Annotated in this window: 22 protein-coding genes; 3 read left to right on the forward strand and 19 right to left on the reverse strand. The window is 69.9% G+C overall.

All coding sequences use genetic code 11. The features are described from left to right. Positions 1 to 59 precede the first annotated feature (59 nt). The 12 genes from rpoB to BUE29_RS06255 all read right to left on the reverse strand — a co-directional run bounded on the left by rpoB (position 60) and on the right by BUE29_RS06255 (position 15,187). On the reverse strand, positions 60 to 3,497 hold the full coding sequence (rpoB, locus tag BUE29_RS06200) for a DNA-directed RNA polymerase subunit beta (protein ID WP_073387699.1): 3,438 nt from the start codon (positions 3,495 to 3,497) through the stop codon (positions 60 to 62). Between the two features lie 388 nt (positions 3,498 to 3,885). Beyond that, positions 3,886 to 4,794, reverse strand: coding sequence for a hypothetical protein (locus tag BUE29_RS06205; protein ID WP_073387703.1), 909 nt, complete (start codon positions 4,792 to 4,794; stop codon positions 3,886 to 3,888). Next, positions 4,791 to 5,306, reverse strand: a complete 516-nt coding sequence (locus BUE29_RS06210; protein ID WP_073387706.1) for a hypothetical protein — start codon at positions 5,304 to 5,306, stop codon at positions 4,791 to 4,793. The genes BUE29_RS06205 and BUE29_RS06210 overlap by 4 nt, the downstream gene beginning before the upstream one ends. A gap of 79 nt (positions 5,307 to 5,385) precedes the next feature. Then, positions 5,386 to 6,672, reverse strand: a complete 1,287-nt coding sequence (locus tag BUE29_RS06215; RefSeq protein WP_073387709.1) for an MCE family protein — start codon at positions 6,670 to 6,672, stop codon at positions 5,386 to 5,388. Positions 6,673 to 6,679: 7 nt separating this feature from the next. Beyond that, positions 6,680 to 7,801, reverse strand: coding sequence for an MCE family protein (locus BUE29_RS06220; protein WP_143168023.1), 1,122 nt, complete (start codon positions 7,799 to 7,801; stop codon positions 6,680 to 6,682). 2 nt (positions 7,802 to 7,803) lie between these two features. Further along, positions 7,804 to 9,018: an MCE family protein gene (locus BUE29_RS06225; RefSeq protein WP_073387716.1), complete on the reverse strand. Its 1,215-nt coding sequence runs from the start codon at positions 9,016 to 9,018 to the stop codon at positions 7,804 to 7,806. Beyond that, on the reverse strand, positions 9,018 to 10,079 hold the full coding sequence (locus BUE29_RS06230) for an MCE family protein (RefSeq protein WP_084180906.1): 1,062 nt from the start codon (positions 10,077 to 10,079) through the stop codon (positions 9,018 to 9,020). Before BUE29_RS06230 ends, BUE29_RS06225 begins: the two co-directional genes overlap by 1 nt. Then, positions 10,079 to 11,119, reverse strand: a complete 1,041-nt coding sequence (locus tag BUE29_RS06235; RefSeq protein WP_073387722.1) for an MCE family protein — start codon at positions 11,117 to 11,119, stop codon at positions 10,079 to 10,081. Before BUE29_RS06235 ends, BUE29_RS06230 begins: the two co-directional genes overlap by 1 nt. Beyond that, a complete protein-coding gene (locus BUE29_RS06240; protein ID WP_073387724.1) occupies positions 11,116 to 12,414 on the reverse strand; it encodes an MCE family protein in 1,299 nt (432 codons plus the stop codon). The genes BUE29_RS06235 and BUE29_RS06240 overlap by 4 nt, the downstream gene beginning before the upstream one ends. Position 12,415: 1 nt before the next feature. After that, complete coding sequence (locus BUE29_RS06245; RefSeq protein ID WP_073387727.1) at positions 12,416 to 13,258, reverse strand: MlaE family ABC transporter permease; 843 nt, start codon at positions 13,256 to 13,258, stop codon at positions 12,416 to 12,418. Position 13,259: 1 nt separating this feature from the next. Beyond that, on the reverse strand, positions 13,260 to 14,036 hold the full coding sequence (locus tag BUE29_RS06250; protein WP_073387730.1) for an MlaE family ABC transporter permease: 777 nt from the start codon (positions 14,034 to 14,036) through the stop codon (positions 13,260 to 13,262). After that, positions 14,036 to 15,187 (reverse strand): ABC transporter ATP-binding protein, encoded by a 1,152-nt coding sequence (locus BUE29_RS06255; protein WP_084180787.1) that lies wholly within the window; start codon positions 15,185 to 15,187, stop codon positions 14,036 to 14,038. The genes BUE29_RS06250 and BUE29_RS06255 overlap by 1 nt, the downstream gene beginning before the upstream one ends. Positions 15,188 to 15,496: 309 nt before the next feature. On the opposite strand from BUE29_RS06255, the gene BUE29_RS06260 reads away from it, so the two are divergent. The 3 genes from BUE29_RS06260 to BUE29_RS06270 are packed head-to-tail and all read left to right on the forward strand — an operon-like array spanning position 15,497 to position 17,510. Beyond that, positions 15,497 to 15,721 carry a hypothetical protein gene (locus BUE29_RS06260; protein ID WP_073387734.1) on the forward strand — a complete coding sequence of 75 codons (225 nt, stop codon included), beginning with the start codon at positions 15,497 to 15,499 and terminating at the stop codon, positions 15,719 to 15,721. Then, entirely contained in the window at positions 15,718 to 16,536 is an 819-nt protein-coding gene (locus BUE29_RS06265) for a hypothetical protein (protein ID WP_073387736.1), read from the forward strand. The genes BUE29_RS06260 and BUE29_RS06265 overlap by 4 nt, the downstream gene beginning before the upstream one ends. 2 nt (positions 16,537 to 16,538) lie before the next feature. After that, positions 16,539 to 17,510 carry an asparaginase gene (locus BUE29_RS06270; RefSeq protein ID WP_073387738.1) on the forward strand — a complete coding sequence of 324 codons (972 nt, stop codon included), beginning with the start codon at positions 16,539 to 16,541 and terminating at the stop codon, positions 17,508 to 17,510. 72 nt (positions 17,511 to 17,582) lie between these two features. On the opposite strand, the gene rplL is transcribed toward BUE29_RS06270, so the two are convergent. The 7 genes from rplL to secE all read right to left on the reverse strand — a co-directional run bounded on the left by rplL (position 17,583) and on the right by secE (position 23,696). Next, on the reverse strand, positions 17,583 to 17,972 hold the full coding sequence (gene rplL, locus BUE29_RS06275) for a 50S ribosomal protein L7/L12 (RefSeq protein ID WP_073387739.1): 390 nt from the start codon (positions 17,970 to 17,972) through the stop codon (positions 17,583 to 17,585). Positions 17,973 to 18,019: 47 nt separating this feature from the next. Then, positions 18,020 to 18,607 carry a 50S ribosomal protein L10 gene (gene rplJ / locus BUE29_RS06280; RefSeq protein ID WP_073387740.1) on the reverse strand — a complete coding sequence of 196 codons (588 nt, stop codon included), beginning with the start codon at positions 18,605 to 18,607 and terminating at the stop codon, positions 18,020 to 18,022. A gap of 229 nt (positions 18,608 to 18,836) precedes the next feature. After that, entirely contained in the window at positions 18,837 to 20,954 is a 2,118-nt protein-coding gene (locus BUE29_RS06285) for a hypothetical protein (RefSeq protein WP_073387743.1), read from the reverse strand. Between the two features lie 113 nt (positions 20,955 to 21,067). Then, entirely contained in the window at positions 21,068 to 21,790 is a 723-nt protein-coding gene (gene rplA, locus BUE29_RS06290) for a 50S ribosomal protein L1 (RefSeq protein ID WP_073387746.1), read from the reverse strand. A gap of 80 nt (positions 21,791 to 21,870) precedes the next feature. After that, positions 21,871 to 22,302 carry a 50S ribosomal protein L11 gene (gene rplK, locus BUE29_RS06295; protein WP_073387750.1) on the reverse strand — a complete coding sequence of 144 codons (432 nt, stop codon included), beginning with the start codon at positions 22,300 to 22,302 and terminating at the stop codon, positions 21,871 to 21,873. 34 nt (positions 22,303 to 22,336) lie between these two features. Then, entirely contained in the window at positions 22,337 to 23,254 is a 918-nt protein-coding gene (nusG, locus tag BUE29_RS23640; RefSeq protein ID WP_073389407.1) for a transcription termination/antitermination protein NusG, read from the reverse strand. 208 nt (positions 23,255 to 23,462) lie between these two features. Beyond that, entirely contained in the window at positions 23,463 to 23,696 is a 234-nt protein-coding gene (gene secE, locus BUE29_RS06305) for a preprotein translocase subunit SecE (RefSeq protein ID WP_073387753.1), read from the reverse strand. Positions 23,697 to 23,720 lie beyond the last annotated feature (24 nt).

A 23,720-nucleotide genomic window follows, 5' to 3' on the forward strand; every position in this document is an offset into this window, starting at 1 on the left:
GATGTGATGCCGCTTTTGGCGGCCTGGCGCAGCATGCTGCGCCAGGCCGCCAAAAGTGATCAGACCTCTTCGACCGAGCTGGGCTCGAAGCGGCGGGACAGGTCGATGCCGAGCTCCTCGGCGGCGCGGTACACGTCGTCGTCGGTGTCACGCATCTCGACGGCCGTGCCGTCGGAGGAGAGCACCTCCACGTTCAGGCACAGCGACTGGAGCTCCTTGAGCAGCACCTTGAACGACTCCGGGATGCCGGGCTCGGGGATGTTCTCGCCCTTGACGATCGCCTCGTACACCTTGACGCGGCCGAGGATGTCGTCGGACTTGATCGTCAGCAGCTCCTGCAGCGCGTACGCGGCGCCGTAGGCCTGCATCGCCCAGCACTCCATCTCGCCGAAGCGCTGGCCACCGAACTGCGCCTTACCACCCAGCGGCTGCTGCGTGATCATCGAGTACGGGCCGGTCGAGCGCGCGTGGATCTTGTCGTCGACCAGGTGCAGCAGCTTGAGGATGTAGACGTAGCCCACCGAGATCGGCTCCGGGAACGGCTCCCCGGAACGGCCGTCGAGCAGATTGGCCTTGCCGCTCGACCCGATCAGCTGCTGGCCGTCACGTGTCTTGCGCGTGGAGTCCAGCAGGCCGGTGATCTCGTGCTCGCGGGCGCCGTCGAACACCGGCGTCGCGACGTTGGTGTCCGGCTCGCCGGAGCGCGCGTGGTCGCCGAGGCGCGACGCCCACTCGGGCTGCCCTTCGATCTCCCAGCCCGTCTTGGCGACCCAGCCCAGGTGCGTCTCGAGGACCTGGCCGACGTTCATGCGGCTCGGCACGCCGAGCGGGTTCAGCACGATGTCGACCGGGGTGCCGTCCTCGAGGAACGGCATGTCCTCCGGCGGCAGGATCTTGGCGATGACGCCCTTGTTGCCGTGGCGGCCGGCGAGCTTGTCGCCGTCCTGGATCTTGCGCTTCTGGGCGATGTAGACGCGGACGAGCTCGTTCACGCCCGGGGGCAGCTCGTCGCCGTCCTCGCGGCTGAAGACGCGCACGCCGATGACCTTGCCGGCCTCGCCGTGGGGCACCTTGAGCGAGGTGTCGCGCACCTCGCGGGCCTTCTCGCCGAAGATCGCGCGCAGCAGCCGCTCCTCGGGCGTCAGCTCCGTCTCGCCCTTGGGCGTGACCTTGCCGACCAGGACGTCACCCGGGACGACGTCGGCGCCGATGCGCACGATGCCGCGCTCGTCGAGGTCGGCGAGGACCTCCTCGGAGACGTTGGGGATGTCGCGGGTGATCTCCTCGGCGCCCAGCTTGGTGTCGCGGGCGTCGACCTCGTGCTCCTCGATGTGGATCGAGGTGAGGACGTCGTCCTGGACGATGCGCTGGTTGAGGATGATCGCGTCCTCGTAGTTGTGGCCCTCCCACGGCATGAACGCGACCAGCATGTTCTTGCCCAGCGCCATCTCGCCGTCGTCGGTCGACGGGCCGTCGGCGATGACCTCGCCGACCTCGACGCGGTCGCCCTCGTCGACGATCGGCTTCTGGTTGTAGCTCGTGCCCTGGTTGGAGCGGGCGAACTTGGCCAGCCGGTACGTCTGATGGGTGCCGTCGTCGGCCATGACGGTGATGTAGTCGGCCGAGAGCTCGGTGACCACGCCGGCCTTGTCGGCCGTCACGACGTCGGCGGCGTCGACCGCGGCACGCAGCTCCATGCCGGTGCCGACGAGCGGGGCCTCGGTGCGCAGCAGCGGCACGGCCTGACGCTGCATGTTCGCGCCCATGAGCGCGCGGTTCGCGTCGTCGTGCTCGAGGAACGGGATCATGGCCGACGCGACCGACACCATCTGGCGCGGCGAGACGTCCATGTACTCCACGTCGGCGGGGTCGATCAGCTCGACCTCGCCGCCCTTGCGGCGCACGAGCACCTTGTCCTCGGCGAAGTTGCCCTTCGCGTCGATGACGGCGTTCGCCTGGGCGATGACGTAGCGGTCCTCCTCGTCGGCGGACAGGTACGCGATCTCGTCGGTGACCTTGCCGCCCTCGACCTTGCGGTACGGGGTCTCGACGAAGCCGAACGCGTTGACCCGACCGTAGGAGGCGAGCGAGCCGATCAGGCCGATGTTCGGGCCCTCCGGGGTCTCGATCGGGCACATGCGGCCGTAGTGCGACGGGTGGACGTCACGGACCTCCATGCCCGCGCGGTCGCGGGACAGGCCGCCCGGGCCGAGCGCGGACAGCCGGCGCTTGTGCGTCAGGCCGGCCAGCGGGTTGGTCTGGTCCATGAACTGGCTCAGCTGCGACGTGCCGAAGAACTCCTTGATGGAGGCGACGACCGGCCGGATGTTGATCAGCGTCTGCGGCGTGATGGCCTCGACGTCCTGGGTGGTCATGCGCTCGCGCACGACACGCTCCATGCGCGACAGGCCGACCCGGATCTGGTTCTGGATCAGCTCGCCCACGGTGCGCAGCCGGCGGTTGCCGAAGTGGTCGATGTCGTCGGTCTCGTAGCCCTCGTCGCCCGCGTGCAGGCGGATCAGGTACTCGATCGTCTTGACGATGTCGTCCTCGGTCAGCGTGCCCGTCTCGATGGCGACGTCGTGACCCAGCTTCTTGTTCAGCTTGTAGCGGCCGACCTTGGCCAGGTCGTAGCGCTTGCCGTTGAAGAAGAGGTTCTCCAGCAGCGCCTGCGCGGACTCGCGCGTCGGCGGCTCGCCCGGGCGCAGCTTGCGGTAGATGTCGAGCAGCGCCTCGTCCGAGGAGGTGATGTGGTCCTTCTCGAGGGTGGCCAGCAGCGTCTCGGACCACGAGAAGTGCTCGCGGATGCGGTCCTCGGTCCAGCCCAGGGCCTTGAGCAGCACGGTGACCGGCTGCCGGCGCTTGCGGTCGATGCGGACGCCGACGGTCGAACGCTTGTCGACGTCGAACTCCAGCCAGGCACCGCGGCTCGGGATGACCTTGACGCCGTAGACGTCGACGTCGGAGGTCTTGTCCAGCGCGCGGTCGAAGTAGACGCCCGGCGAACGGACCAGCTGCGACACCACGACACGCTCGGTGCCGTTGATGATGAAGGTGCCCTTGCGGGTCATGATCGGGAAGTCGCCCATGAACACCGTCTGCGACTTGATCTCGCCGGTGGTGTTGTTGGTGAACTCGGCCGTGACGAACAGCGGCGCGGCGTAGACCATGTCCTTGTCCTTGCACTCCTCGATGGACGCCTTGACATCCTCGAAGCGCGGGTTGGAGAAGGACAGGCTCATCGAGCCGGAGAAGTCCTCGATCGGCGAGAGCTCGGTGAGGATCTCCTCGAGGCCGGACTGGGCGGCCGGGTCGTCGCCGACGCGCGAGCGCCACAGGTCGTTGCCGACCAGCCAGTCGAACGACTCGGTCTGCAGCGCGAGGAGGTTGGGCACCTCCAGCGGCTCGCGGATCTTTGCGAAGGAGGTCCGCGGCGGGGCGCCGGGAATACCGGACCTGAGGGTGGAACGTGACTTACCGGAGCGCGAGACTGCCAAGATGCGTCCTTCCAAGGACTAGAACCAGGTTCCGAGTGCAACCCGCGCTGCCGGCGCCCCAACTGAAGTCCGACCGGCCTGCAACGTCCCGGAACGAGTCCGGGCGTGAGGAAACAGGCCCTTGACGGGCCTTCAGGACGAACGAGGGCAGCGCAAACTAGAAGAGTAACGCGTCGTGGCGCGACAATCAAGCACACCCGATTCGGCGTGCGCTACCCGGAACCCGCCTCGCTGCCGTCCGATCCGGGACTGGAGCCTCGGATCGACCCGGCGGAACGCGGGGCACCGTGCGTGTGGAAGAAAACTGTGCCCGGCGTACCTGGCGACGTCAAGCATTCCCGTGGCCGCGTGTCAGCTCACGCCGCGCACCGTCCGCGGTGTGCGGGAGTCAGCTCGCCACGGACGACACCGTGTCGACCTTGCTGATGACCCACTTGCCGTCCACCTGCTGCATGCGGGCCAGCTGCGCGAACGGGTCGATGCGGCCCTTGGGCTGGTTCGCGGTGGTGATGTTGAGCTGGCCGTAGAGCAGGACGGTCCACTGCTTGCCGTTGCCGGAGACCGACTCGATGCCGGCCCGACTGATGACGGTGACCTGGGTGGCCTTCAGCTTCGGCGCGTTCTTGCGGATGATCGTGTTCAGGGTCTTGCGGTAGTCGGTGGTGAGCCGGCCGGTCGTGCACTGCGTGCCCGCCTTCTCGGCGGCGTCCAGCGCGTTGTACTTGTACGTGTTGAGCCGGGCCACGCAGGTCTTGGCCGCGGCCAGCACCGTGTCGCGCTGGGCGGCGGACGTGGTGTCGTCGTCGCCGCCGAGCTGGTCGGCGGCGAAGAGGGCCAGGAAGACGATCGCCGCCGCCGCGAAGGCGATGGCGGGCACCCAGCTCACCCAACCCGGCAGGGCGACCGTCACGGTGCGGCGGCCCGGTTTCGCGGCCGACGACCCGCCCGTGGCCGCCGCCTCGTCCTCGTCCGCGTCCTCGTCGCTCGTCGCGGCGGCGGACGCGCCCTTGCGCAGCCTGACCGGCCCGCCCGTCCCGGCGGTGTCGGTGTCGGCCGGCGCGTCGGCGTCCGGCTCCGTCGCCGGCCGCGCCCGTCCGGGAGTGGGCCGTGACGCGTCGCCGCGGCCGACGCCGGTCGCGGCACCGCCGATGCGGCGGGCTCGCGACGCCGCCGACCGCGGCCGCGGCGGGGCTGCGTCCGGCGTCTTCGGCGTCTCGTTCGTCTCGTTCGTCTCGTTCGTCTCGCCGGTCTCGTCCGTCTCGTTCGTCTCGCCGGTCTCGTCCGTCTCGTCGCTCACGAGGTGACCCCGATGCTGTCGACCTGGTTGACCAGCCATCTGCCGCTCTGTTGGACCACGGTGACCGAGAGGTTCTGCTGGGCGGTGGGGTTGGTCAGCTGGTCGGAGCGGTAGCCGTTGAGGCTCACGAGGACGACGTAGCCGGTCACCTTGTCGTCGTCGACGCGGCCCACCAGGGCCGCGTGGGTCACCTTGGCGACCAGGTCGAACTTGCCGGCGGTGATCAGCTTCTTGACGTCGGCGGTGCGCCGCTTGATGTCGGTGACGACCGACCCGGTCGCGCCCGCGAGCGCGCGCTTGACGTCGGCGTCGAAGTGGGCGCGGCGGAAGCTGAGCAGGTTCGCGGCCTCGGTCTGGGCCGCCTCGACGGCGGCGGTCTCCTGGCCGGTGAACGTCCGGGAGCCCGACGACGAGTCGTCACCGACGAGGCGCCAGGCGAGGAACGCCGCCACCAGGGCCGCCAGCGCCACCACCGCGCAGACCAGGGGGGCCAGGCGTCGCGACTGCGCCATGCTCGTAGGTGCTCCTCAGCTGAAGGTCCGGACCCGGTGTCGACGAGGACCGGGCGATGCTACGTCGCGGCGGTGAGAGTCACCGCAGCGAGGCGGTGAGCACAGCCAGCCAGCCGGCGTCGCCGAGGTTGACGTGCTTGAGCGACGTGTCGACCTGCACCATGTCCTTGGTGATGGCGCGCGGGTACGAGGTGCCGGACCCGGCGGTCGAGATGGGCGGGGCGCCTGGGACGTTCTGCGCGCCGCGCACGTTCACGCCACTGCCGGCCGACGCGGTGCACCGCGCGGCGACGTTCGGCGCGATCGGGCCGGTCTGGCTGGGATCGCGGATCTTCGTCCCCTGGTAGCCCTGCCGGCCGCCGCGCGGCGCGCCGCAGTCGGCCGGGTCGTTGGCGTTCGTCAGCACCAGCCCGAGTGCGCCGACGTTGTGGCCCGAGCTGAGGCTGTCCGCACGCACCGCGCTCTGCCCGCCGGCGGCCAGCGCCGGGTAGAGCTCGAGGATCTGCTCGGTGCCGTCGAGGTGATTGACGATGAGGTCGCCGACCGTGGCCAGGTTGGCCAGCAGCATGCCGAGGTCGGTGCGGTTGTCCTGGATGAGCTTCTGGACGGTCGTGAGGTCGTCCGGGCCGGTGTCGAGCAGTCGCCGGATGTCGGGGTCGCTCTTCTTCAGCTGCTCGGAGAGCAGCTTCAGGCTCTTCGTGTAGGACTGCAGCGACGGCGCGACGTCGAGCTGCGTCTGCAGCACGGTGGCGGAGTTGTTGATCAGCGCGATCGTGTCCGGCAGATTGCGCTGGGCGCCGTCGAGCAGCAGGCTCGTCGAGTCCAGCAGCCGGGCGAGGTCGTTGCCGCGGCCGTCGAAGGCCTTGCCGAGCTCGCTCACGGTCGTGCGCAGGTCGTCCAGCGGCACCGACTGCACCAGCCGGTTCAGGTTGGTCAGCAGCACGTTGGTGGGCGTCGGGATCGACGTGCGGCTCTGCGGGATCCGCTCGCCGCCCTTGAAGAACGGCCCTCGGCCGTTCGGTGGGATCAGGTCGACGTACTGCTCGCCGACGACCGAGCGGTTGTTCACGCGGGCCGCCGCCGAGGTGGGGACGTGGCTGTCCCCGCAGTCCTCGATGTCCAGGTCGACGCGGATGCCCTCGCGGCGGAGGTGGATCTCGCCGACCTTGCCGACCGTGACGCCGCGGTAGGTGACCTCGGCGTTGGTGAAGATGCCGCCGGAGTCCTTGAAGTCCGCCGACACCGTGCAGCCGTCGCTGAACACGTTCTTGGCCAGCCCGACGTACTCGGCCGACACGTAGGACACCCCGACCAGCGTCAGGATGACGAACAGGATCAGCTGGATCTTCGTCGATCGCCTCAGCATCCGCGCCTCACCGCCCCGACTCGACGAGGACGCCGGGCATCTGACGTACCTGCGCGCTGGATCCGCTGTGGCCCGCGCTGTCGCCGGCCTTGCTCGTGCTCGCGGAACTGGTGTTGAGCCCGGAGCACAGCGCCTTGGACAGCCCGCACAGCGTCTCGGTGAGGTCCAGGTTCAGATACAGGTTGAGGTTGGCGTAGTCGCCCTTCACCAGCTGCCGCGTGGTCCCGAGCGGGAACGGGAACGTGCCGAGCACGCGCAGCGACTTGGGCAGGAAGTCGCCGCTGGCCCGCAGCTGGCGCAGCGTGGGGGTCAACGCCTTCAGCGAGGTCACCAGGTTGCTCTGCGTGCCGTCGATGACCTTGGTCGCGACCGTGCCGAGCCGGTCCAGGCTGGTGAGCAGCTTGGTGAACTTGGCACGCTCCTGTGCGAGCACCCGCAGCGCGGCGGGGTAGGTGTCGAGCGCATCGGTCAGGACCTTCTTCTGGCGATCCAGCGTGGCGCTGAGCCGGTCGATGCTGTCGAGGGCGTTGGTGATGTCGGTCTTCTGGTTGTCCAGCGTGCCCACGAAGGTGTTGAGCTGCTTGAGCAGGTCCTTGATCTGCGGCTCGCGACCCTTGAGGGCGCTGACGAGCTCGTTGCCGATGATGCGCAGCTGCGAGATGCCGCCCTCGTTGAGCAGCAGCGAGAGCGCGCCGAGCACCTGCTCGACCTCGGCCGCCGAGCGGGTGTGGTCGAGCAAGATCCGCGACCCGCCGCGGAGCCGCTGGGCGCTCGCCGTGCCCGTGGGCGGGTCCAGCGACACGTACTTCTCGCCCAGCAGCGAGGTCTGGGCGATCTCGGCGGTGGCGTTGGCGGGCAGCTTCACCGAGTCGTTGACGTCCATCGTCACCTTGGCCGACCAGCCGTCCAGGCTGATCGCCGTCACCTTGCCCACCGCGACGTCGTTCACCTTGACCGCCGACTGCGGGACCAGGTCGAGGGCGTCGTCGAAGTAGGCGGTGACCTCGAACGGGTGGTCGCCGAGATCGGCCCCGCCCGGGAGCGGGGTCGAGTACAGCCCCTTGAAACCGCAGCCGGACAGCGCCAGCACGCCCGCCGTCGCCACCGCGACCAGTCGTCTCGCCCGCATCGTCACGACCCGCCCTGGACGAGCCCGGGCAGACCCCCGAGCAGTTGCGACAGCCGGTCGCCCAGACCCGCGAGGTCGGGGTCGTCCAGCAGGTCGGTGAGCTGTTTGCTGCCCTTGATCAGGCTGGTGCAGGTGTTGACGATGGTCTTGGTGAGCGGGCCGAGCACGTTGCCGAGCACGCCGCCACCGAGGTCGGCGACCTTGTCGGTCGCGACCTTGATGATCACGCAGAGCTGGCCCGGATCGGTGAGCGAGGCCAGGTTGCCGCGGGTGGCGAGCACGCCGAGGTTGGGCTGGTAGGCGTGCACGATGTTGGCCAGCGCGACCGGCGCCAGGGCGAGCGTCTCGGTCAACGCGCCCTTCTGCTTGACCAGCACGCCGGTGATCTCGCGCAGCCCGGTGACGTCCTTGTGGAACTTCGACGCGTTCTTCTTGACGAAGGAGTTCACCTCGTCGAGCGCGAGGCCGAGCTGCTTGAGCGCCGCCCCCAGGTCGCCACGTTCGGCCGCGAGGTCGCCGGCCACCTGCTTGAGCTGCAGGTTGAACTTGCGCACCTGGCCGTCGCTGGCCTTCAGCGCGCCGGTGAACTTGCGCAGGTTGGTGACCGTGCCGAAGAGGTCCTTGCGGCCGGTGGCCAGGGTCTTGGCCGCCTGGGAGAGGTTGGCGATGCTCTGCCCCAGCGCGGCGCCGTTGCCCTTCAGGTTGGCCGCGCCCACCTGCAGCAGCGTCGACAGCGCGCCCTGCTTGTTGGTCTTGTTCGGTCCGAGCGCCACCGACAGGGTGTTCAGCGCCTTGTAGATGTCGTCGAGCTCGGCCGGCGCGCCCGTGCGCGACAGCGGGATCGCGGCGCCGTCGGCCAGCTTCGGCCCGCTGCCCGGATAGGCGCTGAGCTGGATGAAGCGGTCGCTGACGAGGGAGTTGGCGACCTCGACGGCGGTGGAGTTCCGGGGAAGCGAGTACTGCGACTCGTACTCCATGCCGATCTCGACGTAGGAGCCCTTCGGCGTGACGCTGGTGACGTCGCCGATGTTGACGCCCAGCTGCCGGACCGGTGTGCCCTCGTAGATGCCGACGGCCGCGGGGAAGCGCGCCGACACCTTCTTCATGTCGTCACCGGCCAGGAAGTACAGCGCGCCCCCGACGACGACCGCCGCCACCACGACCAGGACGACGAGGCGCCCGACGTTCTTCGTCAGCGACCGCAGGGAGATGGCCATCAGCTGCTACCTCCCGGCAGCGCGTTCGCCAGCAGCCCGGCGACGGCCGAACCGTTGAAGTTCTGGATGTAGTTGTCGAACCAGCGCCCGCTGCCGATCACGTTGGTGAACGTCCGGTAGAACGGCGCCAGCAGGGCCAGACCGCGATCGAGACTGTCCTCGTTGTTGCGCAACAGCGTCAACAGCTCGTCGAGGTTGTCCAGCAGCGGCTGCAGCGTCTTCTGGTTGTCGGCGACGAGGCCGCGGAGCTGGATCGACAGCACGCGGGTGTTGACGAGCAGGCTGCGGATGGCGTCGCGGCGCTGGTTCAACTCGTCGAGCAGCAGGTTGCCGTCGGCGAGCAGCTTCTGCAGGTCGGTGTCGCGGGCGGCGAGCACCCCGGTGACCTGGTTGGCGCGGGCGAGCAGCGTCCGCAGCTGGGTGTCGCGCGAGGAGACGGTCAGCGACAGTCGCGAAAGGCCCCGGACCACCGGGGCGACCGACGCGGGAGTCCCCCGGAAGTCGTCCGAGAGCGTGGCGAAGGCCTTCTGCAGGGCGTTGGTGTCGATGTCGTCGATCGTGTTCGTCAGCTTGGTGAAGGCCGGGTAGACGTCGAACGGCGAGGTGGTGCGGTCCTTGCCGATCACCTTGTCCGGGTCCTGGCTCTGGGTGCCGACGGAGTCGATCGAGATGTACTTGGCTCCGAGCAGCGTGCGCAGCTTGATGTCGAGGGTGCTGCGGTCGCCGACGAAGCCGTCCTTCACCGTGAACTTGACCGTCACCGTGCTGTCGTGGACGCCGACGCTGTCCACCGTCCCCACGCGCACGCCGGCGATCCGGACGTCGTCGTCGGGCTGCAGGTTCGCCGACTCCTTGAACTCGGCGGTGTACTCGGTGCCGCCGCCGATGAGCGGCAGGGACTTGGCGTTGAACGCCGCGAACAGCAGCACGAGGATGAAGACCAACCCGATCGCGCCGATCGGGGTGGGATTGCGCGAGGAGAACGACTTGCCGATGCGCGGGGCCTTGCGGGTCGCGACCGGGGTCGAGTCGACCTCGTTGGCGTTGGTCTGCTCGCTCATCAGCCGCACCGACTTCCGGTGCCGATGTTGGTGGCCGGGACCGGGATCTTCAGGCTGCCGAGCGACACCTGCCCGCGCACCGCGCACAGGTAGAAGTTGAACCACGACCCGTACGACCCGGTCCGGATCAGGCCGGCCAGCGTGGGCGGCAGCTGCTGCAGGACGTACTTGGTCGTGTCGCTGTTGCGGTTGAGGTTGCCGAGCAGCCCGTTGAGCTGGACGACGTCGTCACGCAGCGGCTTGCGCACCTGGGTGAGCAGGCCGGCGGTGGACGTCGCGAGATCGTTGATGCCGTCGATGGCGTTGCCGATCGTCTTGCGGTCACCGGCCAGCCCCGAGACGAAGTTCTTCAGCTGGATGATGAGCTGGCTGAGCTCGGTGTCCCGTTGGCCGACCGCGGTCAGCACGGAGGACAGGTTGTCGATGACGTCGCCGATGACCTGGTCCTTGTCGGCCAGCGTGTTGGTGAGGTCGGCCAGGTTGGCCAGCAGCGTCTGCAGGCTGCCGGCCTCGCCCTGCAACGTCTTCACGATCTCGAGCGAGAGCTGGTTCAGCGTGCCGGCGTCGAGGCCCTGCGTCAGCGGCTGGAACCCCTGGAACAGCACGGTGAGGTCGACCGCCGGCTTCGTCCGGCTCAGCGGGATGGTGTCGCCGCCGCGCATCGTCTTGCCCGTGTCGCCGGCGCCGCGCTCGATGTCGAGGTAACGCTGCCCGACGAGGTTGCGGTAGCGCAGGGTCGCCGTCGCGCTCGTGGGCAGCGGCCGCGACTTCTGCACGGTGAAGGTGACGTCGGCGACGCTGCTGCGCCGGCCGTCGGACCGCTTGCGGAGCGCGATGCTCTCGATGCCGCCGACGCGGACGCCGGCGATGCGGACGTCGTCGCCCTCGTTGAGGCCGGTGACGTCGGTGAACTCCGCCTTGTAGGACGTCGCGTCGCCGTAGGACTGGTTGGAGATCGTGGCGCCGAGGACGTAGGTGAAGGCGGCCGTGACCAGCAGGAACACGAGCAGCTTGATCAGCTGGGGGACGAAGCGCGTCACTTGACCGTCACCTCGTTACCCCGCAGCAGGGGCGCCGACAGGATCGTCGCCGCCGCCGGCACCTTCGTCGGTGTCGTCCCGAGCGGGCGGGCGATCAGCGAGTTCACCAGCGCGTTCTCCTGCGAGGAGTTGAGCGAGCGCATGCCGGCCGCGCTCGGCCCGCCCGCGCAGGGGTCGTCGGTGAGCGGCGCGCCGTCGTTGAGGCACCTGTACTTGTCCGGGATCTGGAACTTCCCGTCGGTCATCGGCACGTTGTGGGGCAGGCCGAAGCAGTTGGGGCCGTACCCGGTGACGATCTTGGGCTGGTTGCCGGGCACGTACTTGCCCTGGTTCGACGCGTCGAGCGTGATGCTGAGGTGGATCGAGTTGTCGTAGATCGTCTTGTTCAGGCCGTCGGCGAGGTTGCTGACGCCCTCGAACAGACAGGGAAACTCCGGCGAGTACTCCGCGAGCAGCGGGTAGATCTTGGCCGTCTGGCCGGTCACCGCGATGAGACGGCTCTGGTTCTGCTCGAGGAAGCCCGACAGCACCACCGAGGCGTCCGTGCCCGTCGTGAAGAGCTCGTCGATGCCGCGCTGCTTCTCGACGACCGTCTTCACGGTGGTCTGCAGGTTGGTCAGGGTGTCGAAGATGTCGGGGGCGACGTCGTCGTACTCCTCGGCGACCTGGCCGAGCTTCTTCAGGTCGTCCACCAGCGCCTTGGTGTGGGGGTTGAGGCCCTTGAGGTAGGTGTCGAGGTCGACCAGGGTGCGCCCCAGCTTCTCGCCCCGGCCGTTCAACGCGGTCGCGAGCGCGGTCAGCGTGGCGTTCAGGTCGGCCGGGCGCACGGCCGTGAGCACCGGGAACAGGTGGTCGAAGACCGTCTGCGCCTCGAGCGCGCCCTTCGAGCGGTCCTGGTCGATGGTGTCGCCCTGCGCGATCTGCCCCTGGCGATCGGTCGGGATGATCAGCGAGACGTACTGCTCGCCGAAGAGCGTCTTGGGCAGGATCTGCGCCGAGACGTTCTTAGGGATCTCCTTGACCTTGTCCGGCTCCAGCGCGAGATCGACCGTCGCGTCGGCGCCGTCGGCGTGGACGTCCTTGACCGACCCCACGATGAGCCCGCGCACCTTGACGTCGGAGTCCTTGAGCAGCTGGTTGCCGGTGTGGTTGGCCTTCAGCGTCACGTCGACGGTGTCGGTGAAGACCTTGGCGTAGATCGCGATCGACAGCGAGACCAGACCGACGACGATGACGATGAAGAGCACGCCGAACAGCCGGCGCTTGGTGACCTGACCGAGGGACTCCTTGGGCATGTCAACCAGCCACCCGGACGTTGGTGGTCGAGCCCCAGATGGCGAAGGACAGGAAGAAGTCGACGACGATGACGGCGATGATGGCGAACCGCACCGCGCGGCCGACCGCCACGCCGACGCCGGCCGGGCCGCCCGACGCCGTGTAGCCGTAGTAGCAGTGCGTCAGGATGATGATCACCGAGAAGATCAGGACCTTGAAGAAGGACCAGATCACGTCGACCGGTGGCAGGAAGAGATGGAAGTAGTGCGAGTACGTGCCCGCCGAGTCGCCGTAGTAGTAGACGACGATCGCGTAGGACGCCAGGTAGGACGACAGCAGCCCGATGATGTAGAGCGGGATGACGGCGACGAAGCCGGCCACGATGCGGGTGGTGACGAGGAAGGGCAGGCTCGGCACCGCCATCACCTCGAGCGCGTCGATCTCCTCGCTGATCCGCATGGCGCCGAGCTGCGCGGTGAACCCGCAGCCGACGGTGGCCGAGAGCGCGATGCCCGACTGCAGCGGCGCGATCTCGCGGGTGTTGAAGAACGCGGTGATGAAGCCCGAGTACGAGGCGACGCCGAGCTGGTCGAGCGCCGCGTAGCCCTGCAGGCCCACCTCGGTGCCGGTGAAGAACGTCAGGAAGGCGATGACGCCGACCGTGCCGCCGATGATCGCGAGCGAGCCGCTGCCGAAGACGACCTCGGCCAGCAGCCGCATCGTCTCCTTCTTGTAGCGGCGGATCGTGCGCGGCGTCCACGCCAGCGCGCGGCCGTAGAACGAGATCTGCTCGCCGAGCTGGTCCAGCCCGCCGAGCGGGGCGTTCACGATGCGCTTCGCCGTCGCGGCGACGTCCATGGCCATGTCAGGTGCCCTTGGCCGGGACGACCTGGAAGTACACCGCGGTGATCACGAAGTTGACCGCGAACAGCAGCATGAACGTGATGATCACGGACTGGTTCACCGCGTCGCCGACGCCCTTGGGGCCGCCACCGGCGTTGAGGCCCTTGTAGGCCGCCGTCACGCCGGCGAGCAGGCCGAAGATCAGCGCCTTGATCTCGCCGGCGTAGAGGTCGGGCAGCTGGGCGAGGGCCGAGAAGCTGGCGAGGTAGGCGCCGGGTGTGCCGCCCTGCAGCACGACGTTGAAGAAGTAGCCGCCGATGACACCGACGACGGAGACCAGGCCGTTGAGGGCGACGGCGATCAGCATGCAGGCCAGCACCCGGGGCACGACCAGCCGCTGCACCGGCGAGATGCCGAGGACCTCCATCGCGTCGATCTCGTCGCGGATCTTGCGGCTGCCGAGGTCGGCGCAGATGGCCGAACCGCCCGCGCCGGCGATCAGCAGGGCCACCACGATGGGGCTCGCCTCGCGGATGATGGCGAGCACGCTGGCCGATCCGGTGAACGACTGCGCACCGATCTGGCGGGCCAGCGTGCCCAGCTGCAGCGCGATGACCGCGCCGAACGGGATCGTCACCAGGATCGTCGGCAGCAGCGTCACGCCGGCGACGAACCACGCCTGCTGGATGAACTCGCGCACCTGGAACGGGCGCTTGAACGTCATCCGGAAGACGTCGAGGAAGAGCGCGAACAGGCTGCCGGCCTGCCGCACCCCTCCGACGGGGGACAGCGAGGGCATCAGCCGCGTCCCGAGGGGGTGGGCTGCGGCCGCGGGGCGCCGCTGTGACGACCGCCGCCGTTGGAGTTGCCGTTGTTGTTGTTCGCGTCCTCGCCGTTCGCCCCGTCCCGGGGGTTGCCGGAGTCGTCGAGGTCCATCTCCGCGGTCGCCTTCTCGACCTTGCGGCGGTGCTCGTCCTCGTCGGCCATCAGCTTCTTGATGGCGTCCTGCGCGGCGTCGGGCAGCGTGTGCATGAGGTCGCGGACCCGCTGGCGGCGGCGCTCGACGGCCTTGCGCTCGGGCACGCCGGGCGAGCACTCCATCTGCGGCGGCACGCCGCCGACCTCTTCGCCGCCGTCGCGGAGACCGGCGGCGAACATCGCCTGCTCGGCGGCCATCTGCGCGGCGTCCTTCTCCTCGCTCATGCCGATGGGGCCGTTCATGTTGCCGTTGAGGAACTGCTTGATGACCGGCTCCTCGCTGGTCAGCAGCACCTCGCGCGGGCCGAACATGACGAGCTCGCGGCGGAACAGCATGCCGAGGTTGTCCGGCACCGTCCGCGCCATGTTGATGTTGTGCGTGACGATGAGGAAGGTGGCGTCGGTCTGTGCGTTGATGTCGAGGAAGAGCTGGCTGATGTAGGTCGTGCGGACCGGGTCGAGCCCCGAGTCGGGCTCGTCGACCAGGATGATCTCGGGGTTCAGCACGAGGGCGCGGGCAAGACCGGCACGCTTGCGCATACCGCCGGAGATCTCGCCGGGGAGCTTGCCCTCGGCGCCGGCGAGGCCGACCATGTCCATCTTCTCGAGGACGATGGACTTGACCTCGCGCTCGCTCTTCTTGGTGTGCTCGCGCAGTGGGAAGGCGACGTTGTCGTAGAGGGTCATCGACCCGAAGAGCGCGCCGTCCTGGAACAGCACGCCGAACAGCTTGCGGGTCTCGTAGAGCTTGCCCTCGCTGCAGCGGGCGATGTCGACGTCCCGGATCACGATCGAGCCCTTGTCGGGCTTGAGCAGCCCGATCAGGGACTTGAGGAAGACCGACTTGCCGGTACCCGACGGGCCCAGCAGCGCCGACACCTCGCCAGGCGGGAGCGTGAGGGTGACGTCCCCCCAGATCGTCTGGCTGCCGAAGGTCTTCGTGAGTTCGTGCACCGCGACTTCGACACCCACGAGCGACTCCTTCCCCCGGCCACGATTTCCCGTGACACGCAGCACACAGTGATCCGCGCACCTAATGTAACGACTTCGTGTACCGGGTGGTAACTCCGAACTCGGCCGGCACAGCGTGACACATGTACGCGAAGATCGCCCGTCCACGGTGCACAACCGTTACCGCAGATCCGGCAGCCTGTGCTCGGTCCCGGAACGGCGCGGTCGCGGGCCGTGGGCGAGCTGTGCACGGCGGCGGATAGTCTGCGCTGCGTCAGGGGCGCCGGGGGCGCTCCCCCGCCGGGATCCGGCCGTACCGAGGGGGCACGGGTGTCGCAGCAGTCAGCCGCCGACGTCAGATTGCGCGAGCTGCTCGGCGGCGACCCGCCCGAGGCCGTCTCGGCCCTGCCCGAGGCCGACCGGACGGCGCTCGCCGACCTCGTGGCCGACGCGCGCCGCCGACAGGCACAGAGCCTCGAGGAGTCGTTCGACGCGACGCTCAAGCACGTCCCGTTCCCGGTGCGCCGGATCGTGAAGAAGGTGCTGCTCGGATGACCGGGACCGACCGCCCCGAGGGGCCCCACGCCCGCAACGCGACCGAGTCGGCGGAGCTGCGCAGGCTGGCGCACACCCTCGACGTCGACCCGGCGCGGCTGGCCATGCTCGCCGCCGTGCCGCCGGCCCAACTGCGGGCCCTGCGGCGTCAGATCGCCGGGGCCCTGTTCGAGGCCGACCGGCCCCACTTCGCCCGGGTCGCGGCGCTGTCCAAGACCGTCCCGCTCCCGGTCGCGGCGAAGCTCACCGAGGCGACGCTGCCGCCCCTGCTGGCCGCGCGCACCGCCGAGCTGCTCGAACCGGCCAAGGCCGCCGACCTCGTCACGCGCGTCTCCGAGCGCTACCTCGCCGACGTGTCCGCCGCGATGGACGCGTCCCGGGCCCCCGAGGTCGTCGCCGCGATCCCGCCCGGCAAGGTCGCGAACGTGGCGAGCGAGCTGGCCCGCCGCGGTGAGTGGATCGTCATCGCCGGCTTCGTCGAGCAGGTCAGCGAACCCGCGCTCCGCGCGAGCGTCGCCGAGCTCGGCGGCGGGCAGCTGCTGCACGTCGCCGACGTCATGGACGACGCCTCGCGACTGGACCTCGTCGGCGGCATGCTCACCGACACGCAGCTCGACGAGTTGCTCGCCGCCGCGCCGGCCGAGGGCCTGTGGCGCGAGCTCGGCACGCTGCTCGCGCAGCTCTCGCCCGAGCCCACCCAGCGCCTGGCGCGGCGCTACGCGGCAGCGGGGCCCGAGGTCACCGCGGCCTACGATCGGGCGGTCGCCGACGGCGCGCTCGACGCGACCGACCACGACCGGCTGACCGGACGGTAGGCGTGACCGAGGTCCCCGTCCTGCTCGACGTCGTGCGCGGCGGGCGGGTCGAGTCGCGTCATCGCGGCGCCGTCGTCCTGCTGGGTCCCGGCGGAGCGGTCGAGACCGCGGCCGGCGAGATCGACGCCCCGGTCTTCGCCCGCTCGTCGTTCAAGCCGATGCAGGCCTCGACGCTGGTGCGGGCCGGCTGGCAGGGCAGCCGTGAGGCCGTCGCGCTGGCCGCGGCAAGCCACAACGGCGAGGGCGTGCACCGCGACGGGGTGCGCCGCACCCTCGCGGCGGCCCGGCTCGGGGAGGACGCGCTGGGCTGCCCCGCCGACCTGCCCGGCGAGCGGAACGCGCTGATCGACTACGTCGCCGGCGGCGGTCAGCCCGCGCCGCTGTGCCACAACTGCTCGGGCAAGCACGCGGCGATGGTCGCCACCTGCGTCGCCGCCGGGTGGGACGTTGGGGGCTACCTCGCGCCCGACCACCCGCTGCAGCGAGCGGTCGTCGCCGAGATCGAGCGGCTGTGCGGTGCCCCGATCGCGGCGTCCAGCGTCGACGGCTGCGGCGCCCCCGCGCACGCGGTCCCGCTGGTCGCGCTGGCCCGCGGCTTCGCCGCGCTCGCCGTCGCCGCGCCGGACACCCCGGAGGCGACCGTCGTCGCGGCCGTCCGGGCCCACCCGCAGCTCGTCGGCGGGACCGGCCGGGCGGTGTCGGAGCTGCTCGCCGAGGTCGACGGATTGCTGGCCAAGGACGGCGCCGAAGGCGTCTGGGCCGCGGCCCTCCCCGACGGGCGGGCCTTCGCGGCCAAGGTCGAGGACGGTGCTGCTCGCGCCCTGCCGCCGCTACTGGCCGCTGCGCTGCGGTACTGGGGTTTCGACGGCCCGGCGGTGCGCCGCTGGTCGGCGGTGGACGTCACCGGGGGCGGCGGCGTCGTCGGGTCGGTGCGGCCGTCCGCCGAGCTCACCGCGCTGCTCGGCCTCGACTGATCGGTTCGTCCCACAGCACGTGACGAGGGGCGGCCCGCCGTAGCGGACCGCCCCTCGCGAGTGGTGCAGGTACTACTTGACCGTGACCGTGGCGCCGGCGCCCTCGAGGGCCTCCTTGGCCTTGTCCGCGGCCTCCTTGTTGACCTTCTCCAGCAGCGGCTTCGGCGCGCCGTCGACGAGGTCCTTGGCCTCCTTCAGGCCGAGGCTCGTGAGCGTGCGCACCTCCTTGATGACCTGGATCTTCTTGTCACCGGCCGACTCGAGGATGACGTCGAACTCGTCCTTCTCCTCGGCGGCCTCGGCGCCCGCACCCGGGCCGGCGGGGCCGGCCGCGGCGACCGCGACGGGCGCGGCGGCGGTGACGTCGAAGGTGTCCTCGAACTGCTTCACGAACTCGCTGAGCTCCAGGAGGGTCATCTCCTTGAAAGCGTCGAGCAGCTCGTCGGTGCTGAGCTTCGCCATGATGGCGTCCTTTCGTTCTTGCCGGGTGAGCCGGCGGGTTCGGGTACTTACTCCGCCGGCTCTTCGGCGGTGCTGTCGGCCGCGGGTGCGGCGTCGGCGGCCTCGGCCGCGGGTGCGGCGTCGGCGGGCTTCTTCTCCTGCAGCGCGGCGGCAAGCCGGGCCACCTGGGCGATCGGCGCCTGGAACAGGCCCGCCGCACGGGTGGGCAGGGCCTTGAGGCCGCCGGCGACCTTGGCGAGCAGGACCTCGCGCGATTCGAGATCGGCGATCTTGCCGAGGTCGGCCGCGGTGACCTGGTTGCCGTCCAGGACACCGCCCTTGATCACCAGCGCCGGGTTGGTGCGCGCGAAGTCGCGCAGCCCCTTCGCGGCCTCGACGGCGTCGCCCTTGACGAACGCGATCGCGGTCGGCCCCACCAGCAGGCTCTCGTCGAGCGCCACACCGGCGTCGACGGCAGCCCGCTTGGTCAGCGTGTTCTTCACGACCGCGAACGTGGTGTCGCGCCCGAGCGCGCGGCGCAGGTCGGTGATCTGCTTGACCGTCAGGCCGCGGTACTCGGTGACGACGGCGGCGGACGCCGACGAGAAGTGTTCGGTGATCTCGGCGACGGCGTCGATCTTCTCGGAGTTCGGCACGTGCTCCCCCTCCTTTCGTCTCTCATCTCGAGCCGGTCGGCCGACGAAACGAGAGACGCCCCGCGCGCAGCAGCACACGGGGCGGCAGGAAGTGCCGTACGTGCCAGCCTGCGCGGGTCGCTGACGATGTCGTCAGGCTTTCGGTCACGTGCGGGCACGCGACGACCAGCGGTCTTCGGTTGGATCGGGAACGAGCCTACGCGAGCGCAGCGGACGACGCCACATCGCGTCAGGCGACGAAGGCGACGCTCCGCGGCACGACGGGCGCGTCGACGACGCTGGACAGGCCCCGCACGAGCGCGGCCCAGCCCTGGTCGGCGCCGTAGGTGGTCGTGTCCAGGGCGCGCTGGGTCAGCGCGCCCGCGATGACGAGCTTGCCACCGGACTTGGCGTCGACGTTGGTCCACTGCGCGGCGGTGGTGGCCGTGTAGATCTGCGGCAGCACCTGCACCCGGCCCAGATTCGTGGTCAGCGCCACGAACTGCGCCAACGTCCACCCCTCGTTGCACGAGGAGGTGGTGTCGCCGAAGTAGGCCGGGCAGTCGATGGCCGCACCGTTGAAGACCAGCGTGTCGTCGGTCGATCCCTTCGCGGCGGCGAGGTAGCTGTCCTCCCAGTCCTTCGCGTTCTGGTACTTCCCGTCGAACTCGGTCGCGTCGTTCTCGATGTCGTTCGCGGCGGCGACGGTGATCGTGGCCCCGAGCCCCGCCGCGTACTGCTGCAGCGGCTTGACGACGCCGGTGAACCAGTCCTTGCCCCGGGTGGTGCCGGGGTAGCGCGGGTTGGTCTTGTCCGAGGTGTCGGAGAAGTTGCCCGAGTTGTTGGTGCCGACCGCGACCCGCACCGCCGCTCCCGCCGCGTTGCAGGTGCCGTCCGCGACGCCGTCGAGATATCCCTCGACCGCGTCGACGAGCTCGGCGTACGTGAGGCGCTGGGTGGGCGAGGAGTTGGCGAGCGCCACGCCCGGTTCGGCGGTGGACAGCCGCGACCGGTACGACTGCGTCCCGACGTCGAGCAGGGCGAAGGTCGCACCGGCCTTGGCGTCGACGCAGCCCTCGGTGCGCAGGGTGGAGCGATTCTCGCTGGGGTCCGCCGCGGTGGACGGGGCGCCCGCGGCGCCCGTCTCGGTGAGGTTGGAAAGGTACCGGGCCGGATTGCTCGCCGGCGGTGCCAGGTCGTTCGACGGCAGGTACCCGAGCACGTCGACGTAGGCCTTCAGCGATCCCTTGGACACGTTGCGGACCTCGATGCGCCCACTCGAGACCGGCACGATCACGGCGACCCCGAGCGACTGCCCGGCCTCGAAGGACAGGGTGCGCGTCCCGCTCCCGGTACGCCCCGGCGCGCCCACCACGACGGCACCCGTCTTCGCCGTCGCGGCGACGGTGACGGCGACGACGGCCGCCGTGACCTTCGTGCGCGCGATGCCCGCGTGGCCGGCGAGGGTGACGGCGGAGACCTTGCCCGCGCCGACGCTGCGGGCCGAGACCACCCGCTGCGGCGCCAACGCCTGCAAACCGCCGGCGACCGTGGTCGAGTCACCCGTGAACGCGGCTTCGACGTCGAGCGCGAGATGGACGGTCGACTTGCCCCGGTTGGCGACCGTGACGCGACCCGTGGCGTCGGTGCGGGCGAACGCGAGCTCGGACCAGCCGTTGCCGACGCCGTGATAGATCGAGCCCTGCGCGGGAACCGAACCACCTGTCCGGTACACCGACAGTGAACCGGCCCTGGTGGTGCTCAGGGCGTGCACCTGGATCGCGACGGTGCCGACGTGCCCGGTCTGGACCACGCGAGTACTGCCGGCAGCCAGCGCGGTCGACGCGGCGACGATCCGCTTGGCGGCCAGCGAGGTGAGCAGACCGGAGCCGCTCGAAGAGCTGAGGGAGCCGTAGTAGCCGACCACGTCGACCACGAAGCCGGCACTGCCCGACGACGCGGCGTTGTAGACGGTGAAGCGCGCCTTGCTCAACGGCACGATCGCCGTCGTCGTGCTCGTCACCTTCGGGCGGTACCGCAGCGTCCAGGTCGACGGGGTCTTCGCGCCGTAGGCATAGGTCGTCAGGGCCCCGTTCGTGGTCGGGACGGTCGCACTCAGCGACACAACGGCCGCCGCCGCGCCGGAGGGCACCCGGCCGGCCAGCGAGACGGTCGACGCCGCCTTGGCCCGGAGCGCGCCCTTGCGATTGCCGTTCATCCCGTTCGCGGTGTTGGCCGCCCGGTAGGGCGCGATGGCCGTGTAGGTGCCGGCCGCCGGCGTCGCCGCAGCGGCCACCGCCGCGGGAGCGACGGTCGCGACGCCCACTCCGAGCACGGCGGCGAGCAGGGCGAGCACGATGCGGCGCACGAGCGACCTCCCAGAACGGTTTCCGGACGAACCGGACGCAGGCAACGTACCCGACGTACCCGTGAAACGCCGAGGGTCCGGCACGCGGCCGGACCCTCGTCGCGCTGTCCCGCTCAGGCGGTCGGAGCGGTCTCCTCGAGCAGGTTGCGGGTGCGGTTCACGTCGACCGGCACGCCCGGCCCCATCGTCGTGGAGAAGGTGATCTTCTTGACGTAGCGGCCCTTGGCCGCCGACGGCTTCGCGCGCAGGATCTCGTCCAGCGCCGCGGCGTAGTTCTCCACGAGCTGCTCGGGCGAGAACGACGCCTTGCCGATGACGAGGTGCAGGTTGGCCTGCTTGTCGACCCGGAAATTGATCTTGCCGCCCTTGATGTCGGCCACGGCCTTGCTGACGTCCGGGGTGACCGTGCCGGTCTTCGGGTTCGGCATGAGACCACGCGGGCCGAGGACGCGGGCGATGCGGCCCACCTTGGCCATCTGGTCCGGGGTGGCGATGGCGGCGTCGAAGTCCAAGAACCCGTCCGTGATCTCCTGGATGAGGTCGTCGCTACCCACCTTGTCGGCGCCGGCCGCCCGGGCCTCCTCGGCCTTGTCGCCGGTCGCGAACACGATCACGCGGGCGGTCTTGCCGGTGCCGTGCGGCAGGTTGACGGTGCCGCGGACCATCTGGTCGGCCTTGCGAGGGTCGACGCCGAGCCGCATCGCGACCTCGACCGTGGCGTCGAAACTGGTAGACGTCGCCTGACGGGCGATGCCGGCGGCCTCGAGCGGGGAGTAGATGCGGTCCTCGTCGATGAGCTCGGCGGCCTTGCGGTAGGCCTTACTGCGCTGTGCCATGGTGCGTTCTCTTTCTGGTCAGTGGTCAGGCGGACGCGGATGCGTCCTCCCACACGTGCTGCCGGGGGCGACCTGCACGGTCAGCCCTCGACGGTGATGCCCATCGAGCGTGCCGTGCCGGCGATGATCTTCGCGGCCTGGTCGATGTCGTTGGCGTTCAGGTCTTCCATCTTGCTCTGCGCGATCTCGCGGACCTGGTCCATGGTCACCTTCGCGACCTTCTTGGTGTGCGGCTCGCCGCTGCCCTTGTCGACGCCCGCGGCCTTGAGCAGCAGCCGCGCGGCCGGCGGGGTCTTGGTGACGAACTCGAACGAGCGGTCCTCGTAGACCGAGATCTCGACCGGGACGATCTGCCCGCGCTGCGACTCGGTGGCCGCGTTGTACGCCTTGCAGAACTCCATGATGTTCACGCCGTGCTGACCGAGCGCGGGACCGACCGGGGGCGCCGGGTTCGCGGCGCCCGCCTGGATCTGCAGCTTGATGATCGCGGCGAGTTTCTTCTTCGGAGGCATGACTTCTCTTCTTCTGGTGGACGGACGTACGGATTCAGATCTTGGCGACCTGGCTGAACGAGAGCTCGACCGGCGTCTCACGGCCGAAGATGGACACCAGCACCCGCAGCTTCTGGTGGATCGCGTCGATCTCGCTGATGGTGGCCGGGAGCGTGGCGAACGGGCCGTCCATGACGGTGACGGACTCGCCGACGCTGAAGTCGACCTCGACGGCCGGCTTCTCCGCGACGCCGGTCTTGGCCTTCTCGCCGCCCGTGGCGACGGCCTCGGCCTTCTTGGCGGCGGGCGCGAGGATCTTGAGGACCTCGTCCTCGCTCAGCGGCGAGGGCCGCGAGGTGGCGCCCACGAACCCGGTGACGCCGGGTGTGTTGCGGACGGCGCCCCAGGACTCGTCGTTGAGGTCCATGCGCACCAGGATGTAGCCGGGAAACACCTTGCGCTGCACCTGCTGGCGCTTGCCGTTCTTGATCTCGACGACGTCCTCGGTGGGGACCTCGACCTGGAAGATGTAGTCCTCCATGTCCAGGGACTGGATGCGGCTCTCGAGGTTGGTCTTCACCTTGTTCTCGTAGCCGGCGTAGGAGTGGACGACGTACCAGTCGCCGAACTGCATGCGCAGCTCGCGACGCAGCGCCTCGATCGGGTCCTCGTCCTCGGCGTCCTCGTCCGCAGCGGCCTCGACGGCCTCGGTGGTGTCCGGCGCGATCGCGGCCGCGGTCTCGACACTCGTGCCGAGCAGCTCCTCGGCCTCGGCCGGGGCGGGGCCGTCCGCGCTGTCGACGGTGCCGTCGGCGTCGGTCTCGGCCGTGGTGTCGGCCGCGGCCTCGGTGTCGACGGTGTCGGCCGCAGCCTCGGTGTCGGCCGTCGCGACGGCGTCGTCACCGCCGAGCGTGACGTCGAGCTCGTCGTCGGCGGGGTTCGCGGTCGGTTCGTCGTCGTCGGCACCCAGCAGGCGGGCGGCCTCGGCGACGTCGGCCGGACCGGACTCGGCCGACTCGGCCGACTCGCTCGTCGCCTCGTCGCGCTGCGCCTCGGGGTCGTCGGACTCGGTCGGACGGGCGGCCTCGTCGTACTCGGACACGTTCACTCTTCTCTTGCTCGATTGCGGGATGCGGTTCGTCGCGGCCCGGCCCGACGTGTCGGGCGGCCGCCGCCGGTGATCACCCGAAGGCGAGGATCACCAGCTTGGCGAAACCGAGGTCGAGCCCGGCGACGATCGCGACCATGATCACCACGAACACGATGACCACGATCGAGTACGTCACGAGCTCGCTGCGCGAGGGCCACAGCACCTTGCGCAGCTCGGAGACGCTCTCGCGGACGAAACGCGTCGGGGCGCCGCCGCGACCCCGCGACGGGCGTGCCGCCGGGGACTCGGTCCGAGTCGTCGCCACGAGTACTCCTCACGTTCGTCGCCG

This window comes from Jatrophihabitans endophyticus (assembly GCF_900129455.1).
In the GTDB taxonomy this organism is placed as follows: Bacteria; Actinomycetota; Actinomycetes; order Mycobacteriales; family Jatrophihabitantaceae; genus Jatrophihabitans; species Jatrophihabitans endophyticus.

What these genes read in the sequence shown, in the direction of transcription:
- BUE29_RS06210 (WP_073387706.1), bottom strand. Translation starts at nt 5,306, where the DNA reads ATGGCGCAGTCGCGACGCCTGGCCCCCCTGGTCTGCGCGGTGGTGGCG.
- BUE29_RS06215 (WP_073387709.1), bottom strand. Translation starts at nt 6,672, where the DNA reads ATGCTGAGGCGATCGACGAAGATCCAGCTGATCCTGTTCGTCATCCTG.
- BUE29_RS06220 (WP_143168023.1), bottom strand. Translation starts at nt 7,801, where the DNA reads ATGCGGGCGAGACGACTGGTCGCGGTGGCGACGGCGGGCGTGCTGGCG.
- BUE29_RS06225 (WP_073387716.1), bottom strand. Translation starts at nt 9,018, where the DNA reads ATGGCCATCTCCCTGCGGTCGCTGACGAAGAACGTCGGGCGCCTCGTC.
- BUE29_RS06230 (WP_084180906.1), bottom strand. Translation starts at nt 10,079, where the DNA reads ATGAGCGAGCAGACCAACGCCAACGAGGTCGACTCGACCCCGGTCGCG.
- BUE29_RS06240 (WP_073387724.1), bottom strand. Translation starts at nt 12,414, where the DNA reads ATGCCCAAGGAGTCCCTCGGTCAGGTCACCAAGCGCCGGCTGTTCGGC.
- BUE29_RS06245 (WP_073387727.1), bottom strand. Translation starts at nt 13,258, where the DNA reads ATGGCCATGGACGTCGCCGCGACGGCGAAGCGCATCGTGAACGCCCCG.
- BUE29_RS06250 (WP_073387730.1), bottom strand. Translation starts at nt 14,036, where the DNA reads ATGCCCTCGCTGTCCCCCGTCGGAGGGGTGCGGCAGGCCGGCAGCCTG.
- BUE29_RS06265 (WP_073387736.1), top strand. Translation starts at nt 15,718, where the DNA reads ATGACCGGGACCGACCGCCCCGAGGGGCCCCACGCCCGCAACGCGACC.
- rplL (WP_073387739.1), bottom strand. Translation starts at nt 17,972, where the DNA reads ATGGCGAAGCTCAGCACCGACGAGCTGCTCGACGCTTTCAAGGAGATG.
- rplA (WP_073387746.1), bottom strand. Translation starts at nt 21,790, where the DNA reads ATGGCACAGCGCAGTAAGGCCTACCGCAAGGCCGCCGAGCTCATCGAC.
- rplK (WP_073387750.1), bottom strand. Translation starts at nt 22,302, where the DNA reads ATGCCTCCGAAGAAGAAACTCGCCGCGATCATCAAGCTGCAGATCCAG.